The organism is Pseudomonas sp. PDM02, assembly GCF_014852285.1.
In the GTDB taxonomy this organism is placed as follows: Bacteria; Pseudomonadota; Gammaproteobacteria; order Pseudomonadales; family Pseudomonadaceae; genus Aquipseudomonas; species Aquipseudomonas migulae.
Map to the genome: position 1 here is coordinate 115,208 of NZ_JACVBL010000016.1, position 24,038 is coordinate 139,245.

The window sequence follows — 24,038 nt, forward strand, 5'->3', positions numbered from 1 at the left end:
ACCCATGGCAAACGTGCAAAGCGGCAAAATGATCGTCGGTCTCGATATCGGCACCTCCAAGGTGGTGGCGCTGGTAGGCGAGGTCTCGGACGACGGCACGCTGGAAATCGTCGGGATCGGCACTCATCCGTCCCGCGGCCTGAAAAAAGGCGTGGTGGTGAACATCGAGTCCACCGTGCAATCGATCCAGCGCGCCATCGAAGAAGCGCAGCTGATGGCCGGTTGCCGGATCCACTCGGCGTTCGTCGGTGTGGCCGGTAATCACATCCGCAGCCTGAACTCCCACGGCATCGTGGCGATTCGTGATCGCGAAGTCAGCTCCGCCGACCTTGAGCGCGTTCTCGACGCTGCCCAGGCTGTGGCGATCCCGGCTGACCAGCGCGTGCTGCACACCCTGCCGCAAGATTACGTGATCGATAACCAGGAAGGCGTGCGTGAGCCTCTGGGCATGTCCGGCGTACGTCTGGAAGCCAAGGTCCACGTGGTCACCTGCGCCGTCAACGCCGCACAGAACATTGAAAAGTGCGTGCGCCGCTGCGGTCTGGAAATCGACGACATCATTCTCGAGCAACTGGCGTCCGCGTACTCGGTACTGACCGACGACGAGAAAGAGCTGGGCGTGTGCCTGGTGGACATCGGCGGTGGCACCACCGACATCGCGATCTTCACTGAAGGCGCGATCCGTCACACCGCTGTGATCCCGATTGCGGGCGATCAGGTGACCAACGACATCGCCATGGCGTTGCGCACCCCGACCCAGTACGCCGAAGAAATCAAGATTCGCTACGCCTGTGCCCTGGCCAAGCTGGCCGGTGCCGGTGAAACCATCAAGGTCCCGAGCGTTGGCGACCGTCCACCGCGCGAGCTGTCCCGCCAGGCCCTGGCCGAAGTGGTCGAGCCGCGTTACGACGAGCTGTTCACGCTGATCCAGGCCGAACTGCGTCGCAGTGGCTACGAAGACCTGATCCCGGCCGGCATCGTGCTGACCGGTGGTACGTCGAAGATGGAAGGTGCGGTCGAACTGGCCGAAGAGATTTTCCACATGCCGGTCCGCCTGGGCGTGCCGCATGGCGTGAAGGGTCTCGACGACGTGGTGCGCAACCCGATTTATTCCACCGGCGTCGGCCTGTTGATGTACGGCCTGCAGAAGCAGTCCGACGGGATTTCGTTCTCGGGCATCAGCAGCCGCGACAGCTACAGCAATGACGAACCGAAAGCCGCCTTGCTCGATCGCATCAAGAGCTGGGTACAAGGCAACTTCTGAAGAATTACCGCAGCACCGTTGTAGATACAGGCAGTAGGCGAAAAAACTAGAGAATCAAAGGAGAGGGAAAATGTTCGAACTCGTAGACAACATCCCCGCAAGCCCGGTCATTAAGGTTATCGGTGTTGGCGGAGGCGGCGGCAACGCTGTCAATCACATGGTCAAGAGCAACATTGAAGGCGTTGAATTCATCTGCGCCAACACTGATGCCCAGGCGCTGAAGAGCATCAGCGCGCGGACCATCCTGCAACTGGGCACCAGCGTGACCAAAGGTCTCGGTGCCGGCGCCAACCCTGAAGTAGGTCGTCAGGCCGCTCTCGAAGATCGCGAGCGCATTGCCGAAGTCCTGCAGGGCACCAACATGGTGTTCATCACCACCGGCATGGGCGGCGGTACCGGTACCGGTGCTGCGCCGATCATTGCTGAAGTGGCCAAGGAAATGGGGATCCTCACCGTTGCGGTGGTGACCCGTCCGTTCCCGTTCGAAGGTCGCAAGCGTATGCAACTGGCCGACGAAGGCATCCGCCTGCTGTCGGAAAGCGTCGACTCGTTGATCACCATTCCCAACGAGAAGCTGCTGACCATCCTCGGTAAAGACGCCAGCCTGCTGTCGGCTTTCGCCAAGGCAGACGATGTACTGGCCGGTGCCGTTCGCGGTATCTCCGACATCATCAAGCGTCCGGGCATGATCAACGTCGACTTCGCCGACGTCCGTACCGTGATGAGCGAAATGGGCATGGCGATGATGGGCACTGGCTGCGCCAGCGGTCCGAACCGTGCACGCGAAGCCACCGAAGCGGCCATTCGCAACCCGCTGCTGGAAGACGTGAACCTGCAAGGTGCACGCGGCATTCTGGTGAACATCACCGCCGGTCCTGACCTGTCCCTGGGTGAGTACTCCGACGTGGGTAGCATCATCGAAGCCTTCGCTTCCGAGCACGCGATGGTCAAGGTCGGTACCGTTATCGATCCGGACATGCGCGACGAGCTGCACGTAACAGTCGTTGCCACTGGTCTGGGCGCGAAAATCGAGAAGCCTGTGAAGGTCATCGACAATACCGTTCACACTTCCATGGCGCCGCAACCGCAACAATCGGCTCCCGCTCGTCAGGAAGCTCCAGCGGTGAACTACCGTGACCTGGACCGTCCGACCGTCATGCGCAACCAGGCTCAGGCCGGTGCTGCGACTGCCGCGAAGATGAATCCGCAAGATGATCTGGACTACCTGGACATCCCGGCTTTCCTGCGTCGTCAGGCCGATTAATGGAATGTATCAGGGCTATGAAGGTGATTGGTGTTCAGCAAAGGTCTGGTCTGCTATCATCGCCAGCCTTTGTTGATACCAGTTCGCAATTTGCGCTGAAGCGGCCCAAGCCATGATTAAACAACGCACACTGAAAAATATTATCCGTGCCACCGGTGTAGGTCTGCACTCCGGGGAGAAGGTATACCTGACCCTCAAGCCTGCACCGATCGACACCGGAATCGTCTTTCGCCGTGCCGACCTCGATCCAGTGGTCGAGATCCCGGCTCGTGCTGCCAACGTCGGCGAGACAACTATGTCGACGACGCTGGTCAACGGTGACGTGAAAGTGGACACGGTTGAGCACTTGCTCTCGGCCATGGCCGGCCTGGGCATCGATAACGCCTACGTCGAGCTCTCCGCGTCCGAAGTCCCGATCATGGATGGTAGCGCTGGACCTTTCGTTTTCCTGATTCAATCGGCCGGCCTGGAAGAACAGGACGCAGCCAAGAAGTTCATCCGGATCCTGCGGGAAGTGACAGTGGAAGACGGCGACAAGCGCGCCACTTTCGTCCCTTTCGAAGGCTTCAAGGTGAGTTTCGAGATCGATTTCGATCACCCGGTTTTCCGTAACCGCACACAAAGTGCAAGCGTGGATTTTTCCAGCACTTCGTTCGTAAAAGAAGTCAGCCGCGCCCGTACCTTTGGTTTCATGAGTGACATCGAGTACCTGCGCAAGCACAACCTCGCACTCGGCGGTAGCGTTGAAAACGCTATTGTGGTCGACGCGGATGGTGTACTGAACGAAGACGGCCTTCGCTATGAAGACGAATTCGTGAAGCACAAGATCCTCGATGCAATTGGTGACCTCTACCTGCTGGGCAATAGCCTGATTGGTGAGTTCAAGGGCTTCAAGTCCGGACATGCATTGAACAACCAGCTGCTGCGCAAGTTGATTGAGCAGCCAGATGCTTGGGAAGTCGTGACTTTCGAAGACGCCAGCACTGCACCGATCTCTTACATGCGTCCGGTTGCGGCGGTGTAAGTAAAAACCTCTCTAGTTTTTAAAGGCTGCCTTCGGGTGGCCTTTTTTTATGCCTGCGGGAAGGTTATGCGGTGGTAGTGATGACGCCTTCGCGGGCAAGCCTCGCTCCTACAATGGCAATGCGTACCCTGTAGGAGCGAGGCTTGCCCGCGAAGAGGCCGGCCGCTACAGCAAAGATCTCACTCCGTAGCCACCACCCGATTGCGCCCACTTTCCTTGGCCTGATACAGCGCTTTGTCCGCCGCAATCAGCAACTGTTCAAGGCTGGTATCAGTCGTCGAAGTCCAGGTGCTGATGCCGATACTGACAGTAATCGGCGATTCCACGCCCGCCACAAACGGCAGTTGTTCCACCGCAGACCGAATGTGTTCAGCAATTTGCCGCGCGCCTGCGCTGTCCGTTTCCGCCAGCACCACCGAGAACTCCTCCCCCCCGTAGCGGGCGACCAGATCCGTTGGGCGCCGCACGTTCTCGGCGATCACCTTGGCCAGTGCGCGCAGCGCATCGTCACCCGCCTGATGGCCATGTTGATCGTTGAACGCCTTGAAGTGGTCGGCATCGATCATCAACACCGACAGCGGTTTGCCGGAGCGTTGCGCGCGAAACCACTCATGGCGCAGGGTTTGATCGAGCGTTCGGCGGTTGGCTACACCGGTCAAGGCATCGGTGGCGGCCAGTTGCGCCAGCTCGTGTTCGGCGTTGTGACGCCGGCGCAACTCACGGCGTAGCAACCACGTCAGCCACAGCAGGCTTACGCACAAGGCTACGGTTGCAGAGCTGACCACCACTGCCGTGCGCTTCCAGGCCGCAAAAACTTCATCACTGGACAGCGCAACGATGACGATCAGTGGCAAATTTCCGACCTTGGAAAAGGTGTACAGACGCTTGTCACGGTATCGATCGGACATGCTGGTGAAGCTGCCATTGCCTTCTTTGACGATGCGCTGGAAATTGGGGCGATTACTGAAATCCTTGCCAATCAGCTCTTCGGCCAGGCGTGGTTGCTGGGCCAGGAGAATCCCATTCTTGCTGATCAGATTGACCGTGCTATCGCGGCCGATGCTCAAACTGTTGAACAACTGATCGAAGTAACTCAAGCGCATGGCGGCTTCGGCTACTCCCAGAAACTCACCCTGGGAGCCGCTCAGCCGTCGACTGAAACTGATACGCCAATCCTGTTCGGGCGACCTGGCTCTAAAGGGGGGGCTGATGAACATGCCCGGGTCCGGGTTGTTCACGTGAGATTGAAAGTATTCGCGATCGGCGTAGTTGCCTTGCCTGGGCTCCACCGAAGCCGAGTCGGCGATCACGTCGCCCTTATTGTCGAGCAACAAAATATTGCCCTTGTACGGCGCGGCAGTGGCGCGGTCGAAATAGGCCATATGGCGAATGGCTGGAGATACGCTCTTGAGATCCTCTCGCTGGGAGGCGGCGATCAAGCCCAGCAGGGAAATATCATAGAGTTCGACATTGCGCAGCACGTCGGCGTCGATCAATTGCACGATGTTGTTGGCGGCGCGAGCGGCGGACAATTCGGCGTTGGCGCGCTCACGGATCAGCAGAAACGTCACGATGCTGAGTATCGCAATCACCAACAGCACACTGCCGAGAATCAGAAGTCGCTCCGATCGTGTCGACCCGATCGGATCTTGAGATTTCACACTGCTCACACTCATGGTTCTGGCTTCTGCAAATAAGGTGTTATGAAAGTTTTTTACAAGAGTCGGGCAGAGTCCCAGAAACCGGTCGCGTCCAGAGGGCTTGTATAAAGGCCGGATAAAAAAAAGGCCAGCAAAAAATGCTGGCCTTTTGCTTAGCGAAGCTTAGAAGACATTCAGCGGGTAGTCGACGATCAGCCGGTATTCGTCGGTGTCTTGATCCAGCGCGCCGTAGCCCTTGCCGCCACGGTTGGTGGCCCATTGCATGCGTACCGACAGATCCTTGGCCTTGCCGCCCTGGACCACGTACTTCAGATCAATGTCACGCTCCCAGTGCTTGGCATTTTTGCCGTCGGCGCTGTACCACGAGGCGTAGCCGCGGCTGTCTGGATCGGCTTTGGTCAGGTCCAGCTCGCCCCGAGAGTAAGACACCGCCGAGGTCAGGCCGGGTAGGCCGAGTCCGATAAAGTCGTAGGCGTACTTGAGTTTCCACGAGCGTTCATTCGGGCCATTGAAGTCGGAATACTGCTGGGAGTTGTCGAGAAAAATGCTGTCGCCCTGGCTGATGTAGTCGAACGGCGTGTTGCCGTTGACCCGCTGGTACGCGGCGGTGACGCTGTGATTGCCCACGCCGACGGTGAAATGCAGGCTGTAAGTGTTGTTGTCGATGTTGCCCAGCAGCGCATCGCCGGTGTCCTGCGTGTGATAAACGTGCAGGCCCGGATTGAGACTGATCAGTTCGTTCAGCGCGTAGGTGTAATCCAGATCGTAGTAATACTGGTTCCAGATGTCCTTGAGTTCGGCGGCGTAAAGGCTGCTGGTCAACCCCGGCAGGCCGCTCCAGGCCACGCCGGCCCAGTTCAGGTGCTGGCTTTCGTCGCCCTCGGCGAGGCTGCCATAGGACGTGCCGATGCGCGTATGACCGCTTTGGTTGTAGGGCTTGGTGAAACTCGCCTGGCCACCTTCGATCAGAAAACCGTCGAAGCTGTGATTGGTCAAGCTGACGCCGCGAAAGGTCTGCGGCAGCATGCGCGTCTCGCCGCCGGCGATCACCGGGTTGGCGAGAAACAGGTCACCGGCCTTCAGCTCGGTATCGAAGGCGCGCATTTTCAGCGTGCCACCCGCCGTCGAAAACGACCCCGGCGCTTTGCCGTTGCCATCGCCGACCGGCAGGATGCTCGAATTATCAGTGCCGCCTCCGCCGTCGAGCTTGAGGCCGAGCATGGCGTGGGCATCCAGACCGAAACCGACGGTGCCTTCGGTAAAACCCGATTCGAAGACCCCCAGGAAACCCTGGCCCCATTCAATGTTGTCGTCCGCCTGCTGCAGGCGGTTGCGGTTCATGTAGTAGTTGCGGGCATTGAGGTTGAGGCTCGAACCTTCGACAAAACCTTCTTGGTCGGCGGCCTGGGCGTTGATCGGCATCGTTACGGCGATTGCAATGAACAACGGATTGAATCTTTGAGGGAAACGCACTAGCGGTACAGCTCCTTGGGTCTACTGAACACTTCATTGTTTTGAAGTGCGGGATGTTTCTTGTCAGGGAAGACGAACCGGACAGCATTTGAACCACAACAAAAAAAAGCCGCTGATAGCAGCGGCTTTGAAGACAACTTTTCAACAGGAAGAGCCGACGAAAAGTGTCGAGGGAAATAGAGCGATGTGAGCGATCAGCTATCTTTCTCGACCCGTGGCTGGGCCTGAATGGTCGACGCTTGAGGGGTTTGCGCAGCGCCCTGCGCCTTGGCCGTCATTTCGCTCTGATGTTCTTCAAACGCTGCAGCGCGTGCTGCATTGTGTGCGACGAAGGACTGCGACTCTTCAGCCATGGCGAATGGAGAGAGGAACAAAGAGGACAAAACGAAAGCGCTGGCAATACCCATAGTGTTGGACATCTTTAAAACCTTCTTGCTTGGCAAGTGCTGTTTGGTGGCGCAAAGATAAGGATCCTGGCCGAAGGGAAACAGAGCCAATTCAATAAAGGACTGTTGCGGGATAAGCAAAGATCACTACCTGTAGGAGCCGGCTTGCTGGCGATGGCGTCTTCAAAAACATCACAGAACTTAAGACCGATCGCCAGCAAGCCGGCTCCTACAGATCTACGAAAGATCAGAAAGGAAGGTGAATACCGAAGGTATTCATGCCGTGGTCACTGCGCACAAACACATCCCCGCCGTGCATCAACGCAATCGCCTTGACGATCGCCAGCCCCAGGCCGTGGTTGTTGCCACTGTTGCTGCGCGACGCATCGACCCGGTAGAAGCGCTCGAACAATCGCGGCAGATGTTCGTTGGCAATCGGTGCACCGGGGTTTGCCACGCCGATGCTGACTTGATGGTCCTCGACGTCGATCTGCACCTGAATCACCTGCCCGGGCTCGGTGTGTTGCACCGCGTTGCTCAGCAAGTTGATCAGCGCTCGACGCAGATGCGCGATCTCGATCCGTACCTGCGCATCGCCACGGACCTGCACTTGAACCTGCGCGTCTTCAAGAATGAAATCCAGATACTCCAGCGTCGTCGCCACTTCATCCGCCAGCGAGGTGGACGTCAGTTTGGTGGCCTTGCTGCCCTGATCCGCACTGGCGAGGAACAGCATGTCGTTGATGATCGAACGCAGTCGCTCAAGCTCCTCAAGATTCGATTGCAGCACTTCGAAATAGTGTTCCGCCGAACGCCCGCGCGTCAGCGCAACCTGAGTCTGACCAATCAGATTGGTCAGTGGTGAGCGCAGCTCATGAGCGACGTCGGCATTGAACGACTCAAGCCGCGAGTAAGCCTGTTCGACCCGCTCCAGGGTGGAGTTGAAGGAGTTGACGAACTGATTGAGTTCCGGCGGCAACGACGATAAGCGCAAACGCCCGGAGCGCAACGGCGGCGCCAGGCGCTGAGCCTCCTGAGACAACTTGATCAACGGCTTTAGGCCGATCCGCGCCACCCAATAACCGAGTGCCGAAGCCAGCAGCACGCCGACAACCGCCAGGCTGATCAGCGCAATCAGCAGATGATGCTGGGTTTGAAAAAACGTCTCGGTGTCGATGCCGATCATGAAGCGCAGCGGCGGGCGTTGATCCTTGGCCGGGAACTGGCTGACCAGCACTTTCATTGGATAAGGCTGGCCCGGCAGTTGCAAATCGCGCATGCCCAGCGGGCCTTCGGCGAAGGCGCGGATCTGCGGCGTCGGGTTGCCATATTCGTAGTGCGGATCGCCGCTGGTGATCCAGAAACTGATGCGTTTGTCTTCTTCGCCGAGCAGCTTGAGCTTGTTGTTGATCTTCACCCAATGCTCGGGAGTGCCGTAACGGCCGACGGTGGATTCGAGCACGCTGTAACGTGCGTCCAGCTCGGCTTCGGGCAGCAAACCCAGGCCTTTGTCGACCTGCTGATAGAGCGCCCAGCCGATCAGCAGAAACACCAAAAGCGCCACCAGCGTGAACATTCCACTGAGGCGCAGGGCAATCGAATTACTGGACACCACGGCTCTCCAGCACATAACCCATGCCACGGATCGTGTGCAGCAGTTTCTCGTCGAACGGCCCGTCGAGTTTGGCGCGCAGGCGTTTGATCGCGACTTCGACGACGTTGGCGTCGCTGTCGAAATTGATGTCCCAGACCATTTCCGCAATCGCGGTTTTCGAGAGGATTTCCCCTTGCCGGCGGGCCAGCACGCTGAGCAGCGAGAACTCCTTGGCGGTCAGGTCCAGACGCGTGCCAGCGCGGGTGGCCTTGCGGCTGATCAAATCTATCCACAGGTCGGCGATGCTCACCTGCACCGGTTCATGGCCACCGCTGCGCCGGGTCAGCGCTTGCAGGCGCGCCACCAGTTCGAGGAAGGAAAACGGTTTGCCGAGGTAATCGTCGGCGCCGTCGCGCAGGCCTTTGATGCGGTCTTCGACACGCTCGCGGGCGGTGAGCATGATCACCGGGGTTTGCTTGCGCGCACGCAAGGCGCGCAGCACGCCGAAGCCGTCGAGGCCCGGCAACATCACGTCGAGGACGATCACCGCGTAGTCGCTTTCCAGCGCCAGGTGCAGGCCTTCAACGCCGTCCCGCGCCAGGTCCACGGTGTAACCCTGTTCCGTCAGGCCGCGGTGCAGATAGTCCGCGGTTTTTTCTTCGTCTTCGATAATCAGAACGCGCATGACCCCGCCTCAGTCTGTGGTCGCCAGCACCGGTACGGGCGCTGGTTTTTTGGGCCGATGAAATAGTCGCTCAAGCCACAAGTATATGACCGGAGTGGTGAACAGCGTCAGCGCCTGGCTCACCAGCAAGCCGCCGACCACCGCGATCCCCAACGGCTGGCGCAGTTCGGCGCCGGTGCCGTAGCCGAGCATCAGCGGCAGCGCGCCGAGCAGGGCGGCGAGGGTGGTCATGATGATCGGCCGGAACCGCGTGATGCAGGCCTGGAAAATCGCCTCTTCCGGTGGCAGGCCACGGTTGCGTTGGGCGTCGAGGGCGAAGTCGATCATCAGGATGCCGTTTTTCTTCACGATACCGATCAGCAACACCAGCCCGATCAACGCCATGATCGAAAAATCCTGGCCGCAAATCCACAGCATGATCACCGCCCCGAGCCCCGCCGATGGCAGCGTCGAGATGATGGTCAACGGGTGGACGAAGCTCTCATAGAGCACGCCGAGAATGATGTACACCGCCACCAGCGCCGCCAGAATCAGCCACGGCTGGCTGGCCAGCGAACTCTGGAACGCCTGGGCCGCGCCCTGGAAGTTGCCGCTCATGGCGGCCGGCATGCCGATCTCGGCCTTGGCCTGATTGAGCATGATCACCGCATCGCCAAGCGCCACGCCGGGCGCCAGGTTGAACGACAGGTTGGCGGCCGGGAACATCCCGTCATGGGCGATCGACAACGGGCCAACCGTCGGCGCATCGAATTTCGCCAGCGCCGACAGCGGCACCATTTCCCCACTGAGCGGCGAGCGCAGGTAGAAATAATTGAGGCTTTCGGCCTTGCCGCGTTGCCTGGTGTCCAGTTCCAGGATCACGTTGTACTGGTTGATCTGGGTCTGGAACTCGTTGATCTGCCGCTGACCGAACGCATCGTACAGCGCTTCGTCGACATCGCTGGCGGTCAGGCCGAAACGCGCGGCGGCGCTGCGGTCGATGCTGATGTGGGTGATGCTGCCGCCCAGTTGCAGGTCGTTGGAAATGTCGCGGAACGCCGGGTTGGCGCGCAGTTTTTCCGTGAGGCGCTGGGTCCAGGTGCTGAGGGTCGCGCCGTCGTTGCTCTTGAGCACGTATTGGTACTGCGCGCGGCTCGGGCCGGAGCTGAGGTTGATGTCCTGGCCGGCACGCAGGTACAGCACGATGCCCGGGACTTTCATCAGTTGCGGACGGATCCGGTCGATGAACTGGCTGGCCGAGACGTCGCGCTCGCTGCGTTTTTTCAGGGAAATCCAGAAGCGGCCGTTGGCGATGGTCTGGTTGCTGCCCGACACACCGACGGAGTGGGAAAACGCCGCGACCGCCGGATCTGCCGCGACGATTTCCGCCATCGCCAGGTGTTTTTTCACCATGTCGCCGTAGGAAATATCGGCGGCGGCTTCGGTGGTGCCGAGGACAAAACCGGTGTCTTGCACCGGGAAGAAACCCTTCGGAATGAAGATGTAGCCGGTGATGGCCAGGGCCAGGGACATGCCGAACACCCCGATCATCAATTTCTGATGGGCGAGGGCGCGGCGTAGGAGCTTTTCGTAGCCGGCCAGCAAGCGTTCGCCAAAGGTTTTTTTGCTGTGGGCGTGATGCACCGGCGCACGCATGAACAGCGCGGCGAGGGTCGGCGCCAACGTCAGCGACACCACCACTGAAATCATGATCGTAGACGTGGCCGTCAGGGCGAATTCCTTGAACAGCCGCCCGACCACGCCGCCCATGAACAGCAGCGGAATGAACGCCGCCACCAGCGAAAAACTGATCGAGACCACGGTAAAACCAATCTCGCCGGCGCCTTTGATCGCAGCCTCGCGCATGCCGTCGCCGGCCTCCAGGTGTCGGTGAATGTTCTCCACCACGACAATCGCATCGTCGACCACAAACCCCACGGCCACCACGATCGCCACCAGCGTCAGGTTGTTCAGGCTGAAGCCCATGATGTACATCAGGGCAAAACTGGCGACCAGCGAAACACCCAGCACCGCCGACACGATCAGCGTCGCCGACCACTGACGCAGGAACAGCGCCATCACCGCCACCACCAGCATGATCGCGATCAGCAGGGTGACTTCCACCTCATGCAACGAGGCGCGGATGGTCTGGGTTCGGTCGACCAGCACTTTGACCTGCACCGACGCCGGCAGCATCGCTTCGAGAGCGGGCAGGGCGGCCTGAATGCGATCCACGGTCTCGACGATGTTGGCCCCCGGTTGACGGGAAATCACCAGGTTCACCCCGGGCTTGTCACCGGCCCAGGCTTGCACGTAGGCATCTTCCGAACCGTTGACGACTTTGGCGACATCTTTCAGGTGAACCGGTGCACCATCCTTGTAGGAAACAATGAGTTGGCTGTATTCCTCGGGGTGGAACAACTGATCGTTGGTCGACAGTGTCGAGATGCTCGATTCACCGTACAACGCACCTTTGGCCAGGTTGAGGCTGGTGTTTTGGATCGCCAGACGAATGTCCGCCAGCGTCAGGCCGATGGCGGCCAGTTTGTCGGCGGAGGCTTGAACGCGAATCGCCGGCCGTTGCTGGCCGGTGATGTTGATCTGGCCTACACCGTCGATCTGGCTGATCTGACGGGACAGCAGGGTTTCCACCAGATCGCTGAGTTCGGGGCCGGGCATCAGGGTCGAGTTGATGCTGAGAATCAGCACCGGGCTGTCGGCCGGGTTGACCTTGCGCCAGGTCGGCAGGTTCGGCATGTCCTTGGGCAGTTTGCCGGCAGCGGTGTTGATCGCGGCCTGCACTTCCTGCGCGGCGGTGTCGATGCTTTTGTCGAGGGTGAATTGCAGGGTCAGGTTGGTCGAGCCGAGGGCGCTGCTCGAGGTCATCTGGGTCACGCCGGGAATGGCGCTGAATTGCACTTCAAGCGGCGTGGCCACCGAGGAGGCCATGGTTTCCGGGCTGGCGCCGGGCAGTTGCGCGGCCACCTGGATGGTCGGGAATTCGGCTTCCGGCAGCGGCGCGATGGGCAACCGTGGGAACGCAATGACACCGAGCAATACCAGGGCAAACGTCAGCAGGATCGTCGCTACCGGATGATCGATGCACCACGCGGAAACCGAGCCGTGGCCCTTCATGGTTTCGACTCCGTTTGCACCATTTGCGCGGGGTCAGTCAGCACCTGGACCGTCGAACCGGGCTTGAGGCGCGACTGACCGTCGCTGACCAGCACGTCGCCCGGTTTCACGCCTTTGATGATGTCCTGACCGCTGCCTTGATAGACCATCTGCACCTGGACGGTTTCAACCTTGTCACCCTTGACCCGGTACACAAAGTGTTGATCGAGGCCACGTTGTACGACGGTGGGCGGCACCACCAGCGCATCCTTTTCCAGCGCTGTCTGAATTTTTACCGTTACCAGCAGGCCCGGCCACAGCTTCTGCCCAGGGTTGTTGAATTCGGCCTTGGCGCGGATGGTCCCGGTGTTGGCGTTGATCTGGTTGTCGATCAGGGTCAGGTGGCCTTCGCCCAGCAGGTTGCCGGTTTCGCCATCGGTGTCGGCACCGATGTAGGCCTTCACCTGGGCGTGTTCCGGATCGTTGATCAGGCCTTGCAGGGTCGGCAGCATTTGCTGCGGCAGGGAAAATTCCACGGCAATCGGGTCGATCTGCGTCACCGTGAACAAGCCTTGGGTGTCGGTCATGCGCAGGAAGTTGCCTTCGTCCACCGTACGAATCCCCACGCGACCGCTGACCGGGGAGCGAATCTGTGTGTAGGAAAGCTGCACCTGAGCGGCGTCAATCGACGCCTGATTGCCTTGGGCGGTGGCTTTGAGCTGGTTGACCAGCGCTTGTTGCTGGTCGTAAGTCTGTTTGGACACGCCGTCGTCGACGCTCAGCAGTTTGTAACGCTTGAGGTTGACCAGCGCCACTTGCAGCTGTGCCTGGCTTTCGCCGAGCTGTGCGCGGGCCTGATCCAGGCTGGCGCGGATCGAGCGATCATCGATGGTGGCGAGCAAATCACCCTTGTTCACCAATTGACCTTCCTTGACCAGGATTCTGGTGAGGATGCCGTCGATCTGCGGACGTACCACCACGCTGTGCAGGGACAGCACCGAGCCGATGCCGCTGACGTAACGAGGAACGTCTTTTTCGGCGACGTTGACCACTCGAACCGGGATCGCCGTGGGCGCGGCGAGTCTGGCCGTGGCCGGTTTGGTGGCGTACCACACGCCCAGCGCTGCCAGGACAATCAGGAGGGCGGCGAGCAGGGCGGGTTTTTTCTGAATTCGCATGCGAGTGGGGCGCCGGGGCTGGGAGGACGGAATTTTGTCAGGGTTATACCTTCCTTTATAAACCTGTTCGCCGGTCAGGAAGGTGACTGCTAACTGACGGCGCTGTCAGTTTGGAGTTTGTGTTGTCTGTTCTGGCCTCATCGCCAGCAAGCCGGCTCCTACAATGGGCACGGTGAACCCCTGTAGGAGCCGGCTTGCTGCGGGCGGCGCTCCGACGATGGACGTCAACGATAACGCGGGTTGTCTGAATGAATGCGCCGCTTGGCAGTTTTTCGCGAGCAGGCTCGCTCCTACAGGGATCGTGTGAAGGTATACTGCCGCCTTTCGCGGCTCGCTGACCGGGCCCGACTCTTTTGCATCACCCGGAGCTTTCATGACTTCCCCGACACAACCGCCGGTTGCCGACGCTTTGAGCGACGACCAGGCAGACCTGCCAGACAGCGTCGACTCCAGCGCAGACAGCGAAACCAAAGCCGCGATCCCGGCATTCAAGTTCCCGTTCAAACCGGGTGAACTGGCCGCTGCGAAAACCGCCAGCCAGCCCTGGTACAAGAACGGCGCCAAGAACGGCCACACCAAGACCCCCGGCGCAGCGCCTCCCGGCACCCGTCGTTCGATGGGTAAACGCTGAGTTTTAACGCCCCCCCGCCATTGGCCATCGGCCGCGGTTTTCAATCGCGGTGATGGCTAAGTGCTCATATCCTGAGCCAGATCAACGTTTGTGGAATCAGTGCGCTTAGAGTCAGCAGCCCTGCCGACTCTTTCCATCCAACGAGCGCGCTTTCCATGAAGATCAACCTCCCGGTGACCGGCCGTAATGTCGACGTTGCGGCTGATGCGAATATCCTCTCGACCACTGATCTGACCAGCGCGATCACCTACGCCAACGACGATTTCATCAACATCTGCGGCTACAGCCGTGAGGAGTTGCTGGGCTCGACGCACAACTTGCTGCGCCACCCGGACATGCCGGCGGCGGCTTTCGCGCATATGTGGCAGACCCTCAAAAGCGGCCGCTCATGGATGGGGCTGGTGAAAAATCGCTGCAAGAATGGCGATCACTATTGGGTGAGTGCGTATGCCACGCCGGTGACGCAGAACGGTAAAGCCGTGGAGTATCAGTCGGTCCGGACCAAACCCTCGGTGCGGCAGATCGAAGCCGCGGAAAAAGCCTACGCACAGCTTCGCAGTGGTCGTACATCACTGTGGCAGCGGCTGCCGGTGCTCGGTCCGGGTCTCAAGGTGACGGCGCTGTTCAGTGCGACATTGGCCTGTGTGGTGGGCATCGAGGCGTGGCTAAACCCTTCGTCAGCCGTTTTCGGCGTACTGGCGTTTGTCGTGGGCAGTGGTTTGGCAGCGGTCGGCACCGGATTCATGTTGCGTCCGCTGAAAGCGTTGACCGAACGCGCCCGGCAGATTGCCGACAACCCGTTGAGCCAGGCTGTTTACACCGGTCGCCGCGATCAGTTCGGCCAGATCGAGTTTGCCTTGCAGATGCTCGAAGCGCAGATCGGCGCGGTGGTGGGGCGCATCGGCGATGCGTCGCAGCGCCTGGCCGGGCACGCGGCTGAACTGGTCGAACACCTGCAAGGCAGTCATAACAGCACGCTGGCCCAGCAGGCGGAAACCGATCAGGTGGCGGCGGCGATTCACCAGATGTCTGCCAGCGTGGCCGAGGTTGCCGGTCATGCGCAGCAGGCGTCCCAGGCGGCCGACCTGGCCGGCAACGAAACCCGTGAAGGTCATCAATTGGTGAGTGAAAGTCGCCATGCGGTGCTGCGTCTGGCCGAGGAGCTGGCGCGCGCCACCGAGGTGATTCATCAACTGGAGGGGCACAGCAGCGAGATTACCGGCGTGCTGGATGTGATTCGCAGCATCGCCGAGCAAACCAATTTGCTGGCCCTCAACGCGGCCATCGAAGCGGCGCGTGCCGGGGATGCCGGGCGCGGTTTCGCGGTGGTGGCCGACGAAGTCCGTGGCCTGGCCCAGCGTACCCAGCAATCGACCAACGAGATTCAACGCATGATCAGCACCCTGCAAAACGGCACGCGGGACGCGGTGGTGGTGATGCAGCAAAGCAGTGAACAGGTGGACAACAGCGTCGAACAGGCCCGACGCGCCGCCGATTCGCTGGACGCGATCAGTCGGCGGGTCAATCAGATCACGCAAATGAGCCTGCAAATCGCTTCGGCGGTGGAAGAGCAGAGCAGCGTCAGCGAAGACATCAACCGCAACATCATCAGCATTCGCTCAGCCTGCGAGGTCACGGTCAGTGAAGGGCAGCAAAGCCAGGCGAATTCCACCGATGTGGCAGGGTTGGCGGGGGACTTGCGGTTGTTGGCGCAAGAGTTTTGGCGAGCCCGCCGTTAAGCCGCGCGCAACGAAATGAAGGCATAGTTGAGCGGCGTCTCGGTGGCCACGTGCGCACCGGCCGCCAACACTTGCCCGGCGATGTCGTCACCCGACACGTGGAACTGCCAGTCACTGTCCGATCCTGTCAGCGGCTGTTGCGCCACCTGATCGATGACCGTGGCGAACGCGCTCATGTCCGGCAGATACGCGGTGAATCCATCGCCCTTCAGGGCCGTGGTCCGAATCCCCAGTGAGGCGCAAATCGCATCTTTGGTGCGGATATCGTCGCGATCCGCCTGACGGGAACGCTGGATGAGTCCTGCGAGCTCGTGATCGACCAATTCACCGCCAATGATCAGATCCGGGCCTTTTTCCCACGATTCCGGCGGGCATTCCTTGATCGCCGGGTTGAGGGGGATGTGCGGATTGATTTCCATCGGATAGATGCGGCACACCAGCGGCCGGCGTTCGTAGATGCGGCAGAGGTTGTCTTCGTCAAGATTCCGGCAGGGACCGACGTTGTACGCCGCAAACGTGATGGCCACGTAGGCCTCGCAGTCGCCGCTTTGAACCACCACCGAACGGCGCTCGGCATGTTCGCGTTGCTGCACCGGCAGGCCAAGGCCGTTGCCGAGGAAACCTTCCACCAGCACGATCACCTGACCGCCGTCGGCCGCCCACATCCGGGCTTCGGCCAGGGTCAGGGGGACGTGATGGTCATTGCAGCATTTGCCGCAACCTACGCAGGAAAACGTTGTATTCATTGAAAGATCAGTCGCTTGTCAGGGCCCGAAATGGCGACAGAATGCCACCGCAGAAGTCAGCGACGAAGCAAGTTATGCGCCATTTACCGGGATTTGGCGGGCAGGCGGATGGAGTCCCATTCGGTCACGTAGGCGGTTTTGCTTTTTTTGTTGTAGAGGCACAGCTCGGTGCCTTGCTGGCCTTTCATGTGTTTTTGCGGGTAGCGGCCTTGCAGGAGCACGGCGGTGTAGTCGACACGGTCATCGAACTGTGCGGCTTTGCCGACGGGGGAAGCGTCCGTCAGGCCGCTGGCCTTGATGCAACTGGCGAGCGTGGCTTTGTCGAAAGCGGCCCAGGCGTCTGGGCTGGAGGCGTGGGTTTGGGTGGCGAGGGCGGTGAGGCAGAGGAAGGTGAGGGTGGTGGCTTTCATGGGGCAGGCATCCTTGGGCATGGGTGGGCCGAGTATGCCTGATGGGATGAGGTTGAATGTGTCGGCCCTTTCGCGGGCAAGCCTCGCTCCTACAGGTACGGTGATCACAATGTAGGAGCGAGGCTTGCCCGCAAAGGCGATGTATCAGGCCGGAACCGGCTCCCGGCGGACCACAATCATCCCGGCACTTTCATACAACCGCTGCGCCCGAAGGTTGTCTTCCAATACCTTCAAATCCACAAAACCTTCGCGACGCTGCTGAAACACGTTGAATGCATTCAACAACAACGCCCGGCCCAAACCCTGACCCTGGGCTCGCGGGTGCACGACCAGATTCTTGATGTAGGCGCTGGTCCAGCACTGGCATACACCCACGATACCGTCGGTATCCTGCGCAATGAAGCACAGGGAGGGATCGTATTCAGGGTCCGTCTCAAACCGCTGTTGCCAGATATCCAATGCCGGCACGCGCCCGCCACCGTCCAGATAACCCAGCTCCATCAAACGATGAACGTCTTCTGCCAGTTCTGGACGATATTCGTGCAGGACAATGCCCTGGGGCCAGGTGATTGCGGGCACAACCTCCGCAAGGTTGCGCCGCATCAGAAAACAAAAAACCTCGGCCAACTCAGTGACCTTGTTCGGCGACCGCCTTGGCCGCTTCGATCAGGCACTTGGTCAGGTCCGGCGAAGAGAACTTGGTCAGCACCGCGTTGGCGCCGGCCAGACGCGCTTTTTCGCTGTTCATCGCGCTGTCCAGCGAGGTGTGCAGCAGCACATACAGGTGCGCAAAATCCGGGGTTTCGCGCAGGGTGCGGGTGAAGGCGTAGCCGTCCATCTCTGACATTTCGATGTCTGAAACAATCAGGTTGATCTGCTGGGCGGTGCCTTGCAGGTCCAGCAGGCAATCGATGGCTTCCTTGGCACTGCGCGCGGTATGGCATTGCAGGCCGAGGTTGCGCAGGGTGTGCACCGATTGCTGCAGGGCCACCTGGCTGTCGTCGACCACCAGAATGCGCGCGTTGCCGAGCACTTCCGCGTCTTCCATGCTCAGTTCGGTCGGGGCCGTTTCGATCTGCGCCGGGGCGATGCCGTGGATGACCTTTTCGATGTCCAGCACCTGCACCAGCGTGCCGTCGACCGAGGTCACGCCAGTGATGTACGAGCGCACACCGCCGGAGCCGAAGGGCGGCGGACGGATGTCGGTGGTCAGGCAGTGGACGATCTTGCTCACCGCCTGAACGTGCAGGCCCTGTTTGGAGCGGCTGACGTCGGTGACGATCAGGCAGCCGCCATTCGGGTCTTCCAGCGGCCGCTCGCCGATCGCACGGCTCAGGTCGATCACCGACAACGACGCGCCGCGCAGGGTGGCGATGCCTTTGACGTGAGGGTGCGACTCCGGCAGCTTGGTCAGCGGCGGGCAGGGAATGATTTCACTGACCTTGAGCAGGTTGATCGCCATCAACTTGCCGCTGCGCAAGGTAAACAGCAGAAGCGAAAGTGAGTCTGCGCGGGCTTTGGTGGAGGACATAAAAACCTTCTGTGGAAAAAGGTGATGGGCGAATGGAAGTCGCCAAAAGCTATCGATGCCGGGTTATCGACTTGATGGGGGCAGGCTTTAGGCTAAATGCCGATGTACGGCGAAATGCTGTCCCGACCTGTAGGAGCCGGCTTGCTGGCGATAGCATCACCGCGGTCCGTCAGACAAACCGTGGTGATGCCATCGCCAGCAAGCCGGCTCCTACAAAAGCGCTCACTTCATGCCCAGTCTTTTGGCCATTCTTCCGAGATTCGCCCTATCCAAGCCCAGCTCACGCGCCGCGCTCGCCCAGTTATTGTGGTGCCGATCCAGGCACGCGCTGATCAATTGCCGCTGATAACTTTCAGTCGCCTCGCGCAAATCCCCAGACACCAACGTCACTGGAGTCGCGGTCGGTGGCTCGGACGCTACCTCAACACTGCCACTGGGCAAATCCAGATCCGCCGCACTCAAGCTGAGAATCTTCGGCCGTTCCCTGCAGTTACCCAGCGCTTTCAACGCGCTGCGCCCAATCAAGTGCTCCAGCTCCCGCACATTACCCGGCCAGTCATACGCCAGCAACGACGCCTGGGCATCGCTGTTCAGGCGCAGGCTGTTGAGGCCCATGCGCGAACGGTTCTGCTCCAGGAAGAAGCCGCTGAGCAGCAACACATCCCGCCCGCGATCCCGCAGGGCCGGCACCAATAGCGGGTAAACGCTCAAACGGTGGTAGAAGTCGGCACGATAACGGCCACTGCGCACTTCCTCAGCCAGGTCGCGATTGGTCGCGGCGATGAGTCGCACATCGACTTGATGTTCCTTGTCCGAACCCAGCCGCTGCAATTGACCGCTTTGCAGCACGCGCAGCAATTTGGCCTGGACCGTCAGCGACAGTTCGCCGACTTCATCGAGAAACAGCGTGCCGCCATTGGCCAGTTCGAATTTGCCGCGACGGTCGCTGGTTGCCCCGGTGAAGGCGCCGCGCACATGGCCGAACAATTCGCTTTCCACCAGCGTGTCCGGCAGCGCGGCGCAGTTGAGACTGATGATCGGCTTGTCGGCCCGGGGCGAGGCGGCGTGAATCGCCTGTGCCACCAGTTCCTTGCCGACCCCGGTTTCGCCGGTGATCAACACGGTCAGGTCACTGCCGCCGACCAGGCTGATCTCTTCCACCAAGCGTTTGTGGGCCTTGCTCTGGCCGATCATCTCGCGGTTCTGCTGGCCGCTGGCCTGTCGGTACACCTCGGCGCGTTGATGCTCGTCTTCGACACGATTGGCCAGCCGTTCGATGCGCTCGGCGGCATTGACCGTGGCGGCGGCGAGGCTGGCGAAGGCTTGCAGGGCGTCCAGTTCGATCGGTTCCAAGCGTTCCGGGTCGAGGGCGTCGAGGGTCAGCAAACCCCACGGACGTTCGTCGATAAACAGCGGGCAACCCATGCAGTCATGGACTTCAAGGTGATCGTCGAGGCCATCGACCAGTCCGTCATAAGGATCGGGCATGTCGCTGTCGGCGGCGAAGCGGGTCGGGCCGGGGCTGCTGAGCAGGGCTTCGAAGCGAGGGTGTTCGCTGACCTTGAAGCGCCGGCCGAGGGTGTCGGTGCTCAAGCCGTCGACGGCCAGCGGCACCAGCCACTCGCCATCGAGGCGCAGTAGCGCGGCGGCGTCGCAGGGAAGCAAGGCGCGCATGGCTTCGAGCAGGCGCCGATAGCGCTCACCCTCGGGGAGTTCGCGGGACAGGTCCGAGACCAGGGGAAGCAGTGTGGTGAGCAAGGATTTTGCAGTCATAGTGACTCCGTGTAGTCGGTATGACTATAAGTCAGGGGGTGTCGTTATGACTAGAATGTTTTTAACTTATTGATTTATAACGACTAAATAACTGGCACGGAAACTGATAAGCATAGGGCAGTCAGTTAGGAAACCAAGCCGTTCAGGAGTCACCTTATGCTTAGCGTTCAAGACCGTGCAATCGTCAAATCCACTGTGCCGTTGCTGGAAAGCGGTGGTGAAGCATTGATCACGCATTTTTACCGCATGATGCTCTCCGAATACCCGGAAGTCCGCCCGCTATTCAACCAGGCGCACCAGGCCTCCGGTGATCAACCCCGTGCCCTGGCCAACGGCGTGTTGATGTATGCGCGCCACATCGATCAGCTCGACCAATTGGGCGACCTGGTGGCCAAAATCATCAACAAGCACGTGGCGCTGCAAATCCTCCCGGAACACTACCCGATTGTCGGCACCTGCCTGTTGCGTGCGATTTCCGAAGTGTTGGGTGAAGAGATTGCCACACCGGAAGTGATGAGCGCCTGGGGCGCGGCGTACGGTCAATTGGCCGAGATCCTGATCGGCGCTGAAACCAGCATCTACGACCAGAAAGAACAGGCCCCGGGCGGCTGGCGTGGTGCGCGGGAGTTCATCGTTGCGGCCAAGGTCGAGGAAAGCGCGGAAATCATTTCGTTCTACTTCGAGCCGGCAGACAAAGGTCCGATCCTCGCGGCTGAACCCGGCCAGTACATCGGCATGAAACTGATCCTCGATGGCGAAGAGATTCGTCGTAACTATTCGCTGTCGGCCCTGGCGAACAAAGGCCAGTACCGCATCAGCGTCAAGCGTGAACACGGTGGCCGCGCCTCGAACCATTTGCATGATCAACTGCACGTAGGCGCCAGCATTCAACTGTTCCCGCCATCGGGCGAATTCACCCTGAGCGACAGCGATAAACCGTTGGTGCTGATCAGCGGCGGCGTTGGTATTACCCCGACCCTGGCGATGCTGGAAGCGGCACTGGAAACCAAGCGGCCGGTGCATTTTATCCACTGTGCACGCAATGGCAGCGTTCATGCGTTCCGTGACTGGATTGATGGATTGGCTGAGCGTCACCCGCAACTCAAGCGTTTCTACTGCTACGACGAAGATGACGGCGTGAGCCCGGCGGCGCACAAGGTCGGATTGTTGAGTCAGGAGCAACTGGGTGAGTGGTTGCCACAGCAGCGCGATCTGGATGCGTACTTCCTGGGGCCTAAAGGCTTCATGGCGGCGGTGAAGCGTCACCTGAAAGCCTTGGGTGTACCGGAGAAGCAAAGCCGCTACGAGTTCTTCGGCCCGGCTTCGGCGTTGGAATAAACATCAAACCCGTAGGAGCAAGGCTTGCCGGCGAAGGCGTCCTCAAGATCGCTTTCGCCAGCAAGCCGGCTCCTACAGATTTGGGGACGCATCAGAGTTGTGTGACTGGCGCAGAACCTTGTAGGAGCTGGCTTGCCGGCGATGGCGTCTTTGAAATCGCATCGCCAGCAAGCCGGCTCCTACGGATTCGGGGCGTATCAACATCGTGTGACTTACGCGGAACCTGTAGGAGCCGGCTTGCTGGCGATGGCGATCTTGAGGACGCCTTCGCCGGCAAGCCGTGCTCCTAAAGGGCGTGTGTCGCTGGCAATCCGGGGTGTTTCAGCCTTTCAATTCTTTCAGGTGTTTGTACACCGTCGCCCGTCCCATGTTCAGCACGTTGGCCACATAGTTCGAGGCGCTTTTGCCTTTGAAGGCGCCTTCGGCGTGCAGGGCCAGTACCAGTTCGCGTTTGTGGTCGCGGGTCAGCAGGTTCAGGCTCAGTTGACGTTCGCGCAGCCAGCCATGAAGGAAGGTATTGATGCGCTCCTGCCAGTCATCGCGGAACAGTGAGTCCGGTTGCGGGATCAGCTTGCTCGGCGACAGGAACAGGTCCAGCGCGGCCTTGGCGTTTTCGAACAGCGAAATATTCAGGTTGATGCACAACACCGCCAGCGGATGACCGTCGCTGTCGCGCAGCACGCTGCTCAGGCTGCGAATTTTCTGACCATCCCAATTCAACTTTTCATACGGCCCGATGTTTCGTTCGCTGATGTCATCGCTGAGCATGTCTTCCAGCGCCGAGTCGTCACCCACTTCCCGTTTCGACAGGTTGTTGGCGATATAGTCGACTTTCTGTGTGCGCAGATCGTGCAGCACCACCTCGGCGTGGGGGAAGAACAACGTGGCGATTGCATCGGCGATCGCGCGGAAGTTGTCCAGGGCCGGGTCTTTTACAGGTGCGTTCATACAATGGAGCTCCAGGCAGCGTCAGCGCCCTGCAAAAAGGGCGCTGGAAGTTTGCCGTAATCGTGTCGACACGTCACCTGAGGACGCCGGTCAGCCCAAGCGAGCAGGGGACAGCATCCCGGCGTCCAGGCCAAAACGCTTGAGTTGCTCGGGCAGTGCTTCGCCGCGTACCAGCGCGGCGCTGGCCTGGCCCATGGCGGGCGAGGTCTGGATGCCGTAACCGCCTTGCGCCGCAACCCAGAACAGCCCCGGCACCTGCAGATCGAACCCGGACAGCAAATCGCCGTCGGCGACGAAGCTGCGCAGGCCGGCCCAGGTGCGGGTCGGGCGGCGGATGGTCAGGGTGGTGGCTTCTTCGATCTGGTAGATGCCCATGGCGATGTCCAGTTCTTCGGGCTGCACGTCGTGTGGTTCAACCGGGTCGGCGTTGGCCGGCGAGCCAAGGAACATGCCGGCGTCCGGCTTCATGTAGAACGACTCGTCGAGGCTGACCAGCATCGGCCAATGGTGGATGTCCGCGCCTTCCGGCCCGGCGAAGATGAATGCTGCACGGCGTTTCGGTTGTAGACCTAGCGGCTTCGCGCCGGCCAGTTCGCCGATCTTGTCGGCCCAGGCGCCGGCAGCGTTGATGATGACCGGTGCGCTGAAGGTCTGGCTGTTGGTTTGAACCTGCCACACACCTTCGCCGTCGCGGGTCAGGCTCAGGACTTCAGTGTCGGTATGCACTTCACTTTTATTGCGGCGGATGCCACGCAGGTAACCCTGGTGCAAGGCGTCGGTGTCGATGTCGCTGGCGGTCGGATCGTAGATCGCGCCGTGGACTTTTTCCCGGCGCAGGATCGGCAGACGCGCGCAGGCCTCGTCGGCGCTGAGCAGTTGCATCTCTGGCACCGTGGCTTTGGCGCTCAGGTATTGGTTGTTGAGCTCGGCCGGGTCGCCGGTGAAGTCCACGGTCATTTCGCCGCGCGGGGTCAGCAGCGGGTGTTCGCAGAAACCGGCAGGCGGGGCGTCGAAGAAGTCGCGGCTGGCCTGGGTCAGTGCTCGGACCTGCGGTGTGCCGTAAGCGGCGGTGAATAGCGCCGCCGAGCGTCCGGTGGAGTGGTAGGCCGGATGGGATTCGCGTTCGAGCACGATCACTCGGGCGTGCTGCGACAGCCAGAAACCGGTGGAAGCGCCGGCGATCCCGCCGCCGATGATGATGAAGTCTGCCTGGCTCATGAATGTCTCCTGTCGAGCGCAAATGCCAATAGTGTCGGTGCCCCCTGTAGGAGCGAGGCTTGCCCGCGAAGGCGGTGTGTCA

Annotated in this window: 20 protein-coding genes and 1 pseudogene; 7 read left to right on the forward strand and 14 right to left on the reverse strand. The window is 60.4% G+C overall.

Features of this window, described 5'->3' with window-relative positions:
• The first annotated feature begins 4 nt into the window (after positions 1-4).
• The 3 genes from ftsA (at position 5) to lpxC (ending at position 3,552) form a co-directional block, all read left to right on the forward strand.
• Positions 5-1,264: a cell division protein FtsA gene (gene ftsA, locus IB245_RS24840; protein WP_008025987.1), complete on the forward strand. Its 1,260-nt coding sequence runs from the start codon at positions 5-7 to the stop codon at positions 1,262-1,264.
• A gap of 70 nt (positions 1,265-1,334) precedes the next feature.
• The gene (gene ftsZ, locus IB245_RS24845) at positions 1,335-2,528 is read left to right on the forward strand and encodes a cell division protein FtsZ (RefSeq protein ID WP_008025988.1); all 1,194 of its coding nucleotides are present in this window, start codon (positions 1,335-1,337) and stop codon (positions 2,526-2,528) included.
• 112 nt (positions 2,529-2,640) lie between these two features.
• The gene (gene lpxC, locus IB245_RS24850) at positions 2,641-3,552 is read left to right on the forward strand and encodes a UDP-3-O-acyl-N-acetylglucosamine deacetylase (protein WP_008025989.1); all 912 of its coding nucleotides are present in this window, start codon (positions 2,641-2,643) and stop codon (positions 3,550-3,552) included.
• A 179-nt stretch (positions 3,553-3,731) separates the two neighbouring features.
• On the opposite strand, the gene IB245_RS24855 is transcribed toward lpxC, so the two are convergent.
• The 7 genes from IB245_RS24855 to IB245_RS24885 form a co-directional block, all read right to left on the reverse strand.
• Positions 3,732-5,228, reverse strand: coding sequence for a sensor domain-containing diguanylate cyclase (locus tag IB245_RS24855; RefSeq protein WP_192228969.1), 1,497 nt, complete (start codon positions 5,226-5,228; stop codon positions 3,732-3,734).
• Between the two features lie 147 nt (positions 5,229-5,375).
• On the reverse strand, positions 5,376-6,686 hold the full coding sequence (locus IB245_RS24860) for an OprD family porin (RefSeq protein WP_192228970.1): 1,311 nt from the start codon (positions 6,684-6,686) through the stop codon (positions 5,376-5,378).
• Between the two features lie 194 nt (positions 6,687-6,880).
• Positions 6,881-7,105: a hypothetical protein gene (locus IB245_RS24865; protein ID WP_032832350.1), complete on the reverse strand. Its 225-nt coding sequence runs from the start codon at positions 7,103-7,105 to the stop codon at positions 6,881-6,883.
• A 214-nt stretch (positions 7,106-7,319) separates the two neighbouring features.
• Positions 7,320-8,684, reverse strand: a complete 1,365-nt coding sequence (locus tag IB245_RS24870) for a heavy metal sensor histidine kinase (RefSeq protein WP_192228971.1) — start codon at positions 8,682-8,684, stop codon at positions 7,320-7,322.
• Positions 8,674-9,351: a heavy metal response regulator transcription factor gene (locus IB245_RS24875; RefSeq protein WP_007916978.1), complete on the reverse strand. Its 678-nt coding sequence runs from the start codon at positions 9,349-9,351 to the stop codon at positions 8,674-8,676. Before IB245_RS24875 ends, IB245_RS24870 begins: the two co-directional genes overlap by 11 nt.
• Positions 9,352-9,360: 9 nt before the next feature.
• Positions 9,361-12,465 (reverse strand): multidrug efflux RND transporter permease subunit, encoded by a 3,105-nt coding sequence (locus IB245_RS24880; RefSeq protein WP_192228972.1) that lies wholly within the window; start codon positions 12,463-12,465, stop codon positions 9,361-9,363.
• A complete protein-coding gene (locus IB245_RS24885) occupies positions 12,462-13,622 on the reverse strand; it encodes an efflux RND transporter periplasmic adaptor subunit (RefSeq protein ID WP_008032295.1) in 1,161 nt (386 codons plus the stop codon). The genes IB245_RS24880 and IB245_RS24885 overlap by 4 nt, the downstream gene beginning before the upstream one ends.
• Before the next feature lie 373 nt (positions 13,623-13,995).
• Here IB245_RS24885 and IB245_RS24890 point away from each other — a divergent pair, with 373 nt between their 5' ends.
• From IB245_RS24890 to IB245_RS24895, 3 genes and pseudogenes are all read left to right on the forward strand, one after another.
• Positions 13,996-14,253, forward strand: a complete 258-nt coding sequence (locus IB245_RS24890; protein ID WP_008026610.1) for a hypothetical protein — start codon at positions 13,996-13,998, stop codon at positions 14,251-14,253.
• 155 nt (positions 14,254-14,408) lie between these two features.
• Positions 14,409-14,690, forward strand: a pseudogene (locus IB245_RS29455) (PAS domain-containing protein); the annotation flags it as partial.
• 258 nt (positions 14,691-14,948) lie between these two features.
• Positions 14,949-15,992 (forward strand): methyl-accepting chemotaxis protein, encoded by a 1,044-nt coding sequence (locus tag IB245_RS24895; RefSeq protein WP_412548046.1) that lies wholly within the window; start codon positions 14,949-14,951, stop codon positions 15,990-15,992.
• On the opposite strand, the gene IB245_RS24900 is transcribed toward IB245_RS24895, so the two are convergent.
• From IB245_RS24900 to norR, 5 genes are all read right to left on the reverse strand, one after another.
• Positions 15,989-16,738 (reverse strand): YkgJ family cysteine cluster protein, encoded by a 750-nt coding sequence (locus IB245_RS24900; protein WP_008037308.1) that lies wholly within the window; start codon positions 16,736-16,738, stop codon positions 15,989-15,991. The genes IB245_RS24895 and IB245_RS24900 overlap by 4 nt on opposite strands.
• A gap of 83 nt (positions 16,739-16,821) precedes the next feature.
• On the reverse strand, positions 16,822-17,148 hold the full coding sequence (locus IB245_RS24905; RefSeq protein WP_192228974.1) for a hypothetical protein: 327 nt from the start codon (positions 17,146-17,148) through the stop codon (positions 16,822-16,824).
• A gap of 144 nt (positions 17,149-17,292) precedes the next feature.
• A complete protein-coding gene (locus IB245_RS24910; RefSeq protein ID WP_192228975.1) occupies positions 17,293-17,751 on the reverse strand; it encodes a GNAT family N-acetyltransferase in 459 nt (152 codons plus the stop codon).
• Between the two features lie 25 nt (positions 17,752-17,776).
• On the reverse strand, positions 17,777-18,679 hold the full coding sequence (locus IB245_RS24915) for a chemotaxis protein CheV (RefSeq protein WP_008026621.1): 903 nt from the start codon (positions 18,677-18,679) through the stop codon (positions 17,777-17,779).
• Between the two features lie 222 nt (positions 18,680-18,901).
• Positions 18,902-20,452: a nitric oxide reductase transcriptional regulator NorR gene (gene norR, locus IB245_RS24920; RefSeq protein WP_192228976.1), complete on the reverse strand. Its 1,551-nt coding sequence runs from the start codon at positions 20,450-20,452 to the stop codon at positions 18,902-18,904.
• A gap of 156 nt (positions 20,453-20,608) precedes the next feature.
• On the opposite strand from norR, the gene hmpA reads away from it, so the two are divergent.
• Positions 20,609-21,790 (forward strand): NO-inducible flavohemoprotein, encoded by a 1,182-nt coding sequence (gene hmpA / locus IB245_RS24925; protein ID WP_192228977.1) that lies wholly within the window; start codon positions 20,609-20,611, stop codon positions 21,788-21,790.
• Between the two features lie 321 nt (positions 21,791-22,111).
• On the opposite strand, the gene IB245_RS24930 is transcribed toward hmpA, so the two are convergent.
• Both IB245_RS24930 and IB245_RS24935 read right to left on the reverse strand, forming a co-directional pair.
• Positions 22,112-22,738, reverse strand: a complete 627-nt coding sequence (locus IB245_RS24930; RefSeq protein ID WP_008026625.1) for a transcriptional regulator — start codon at positions 22,736-22,738, stop codon at positions 22,112-22,114.
• Positions 22,739-22,828: 90 nt separating this feature from the next.
• A complete protein-coding gene (locus IB245_RS24935) occupies positions 22,829-23,956 on the reverse strand; it encodes an NAD(P)/FAD-dependent oxidoreductase (protein WP_192228978.1) in 1,128 nt (375 codons plus the stop codon).
• Positions 23,957-24,038: the final 82 nt, after the last annotated feature.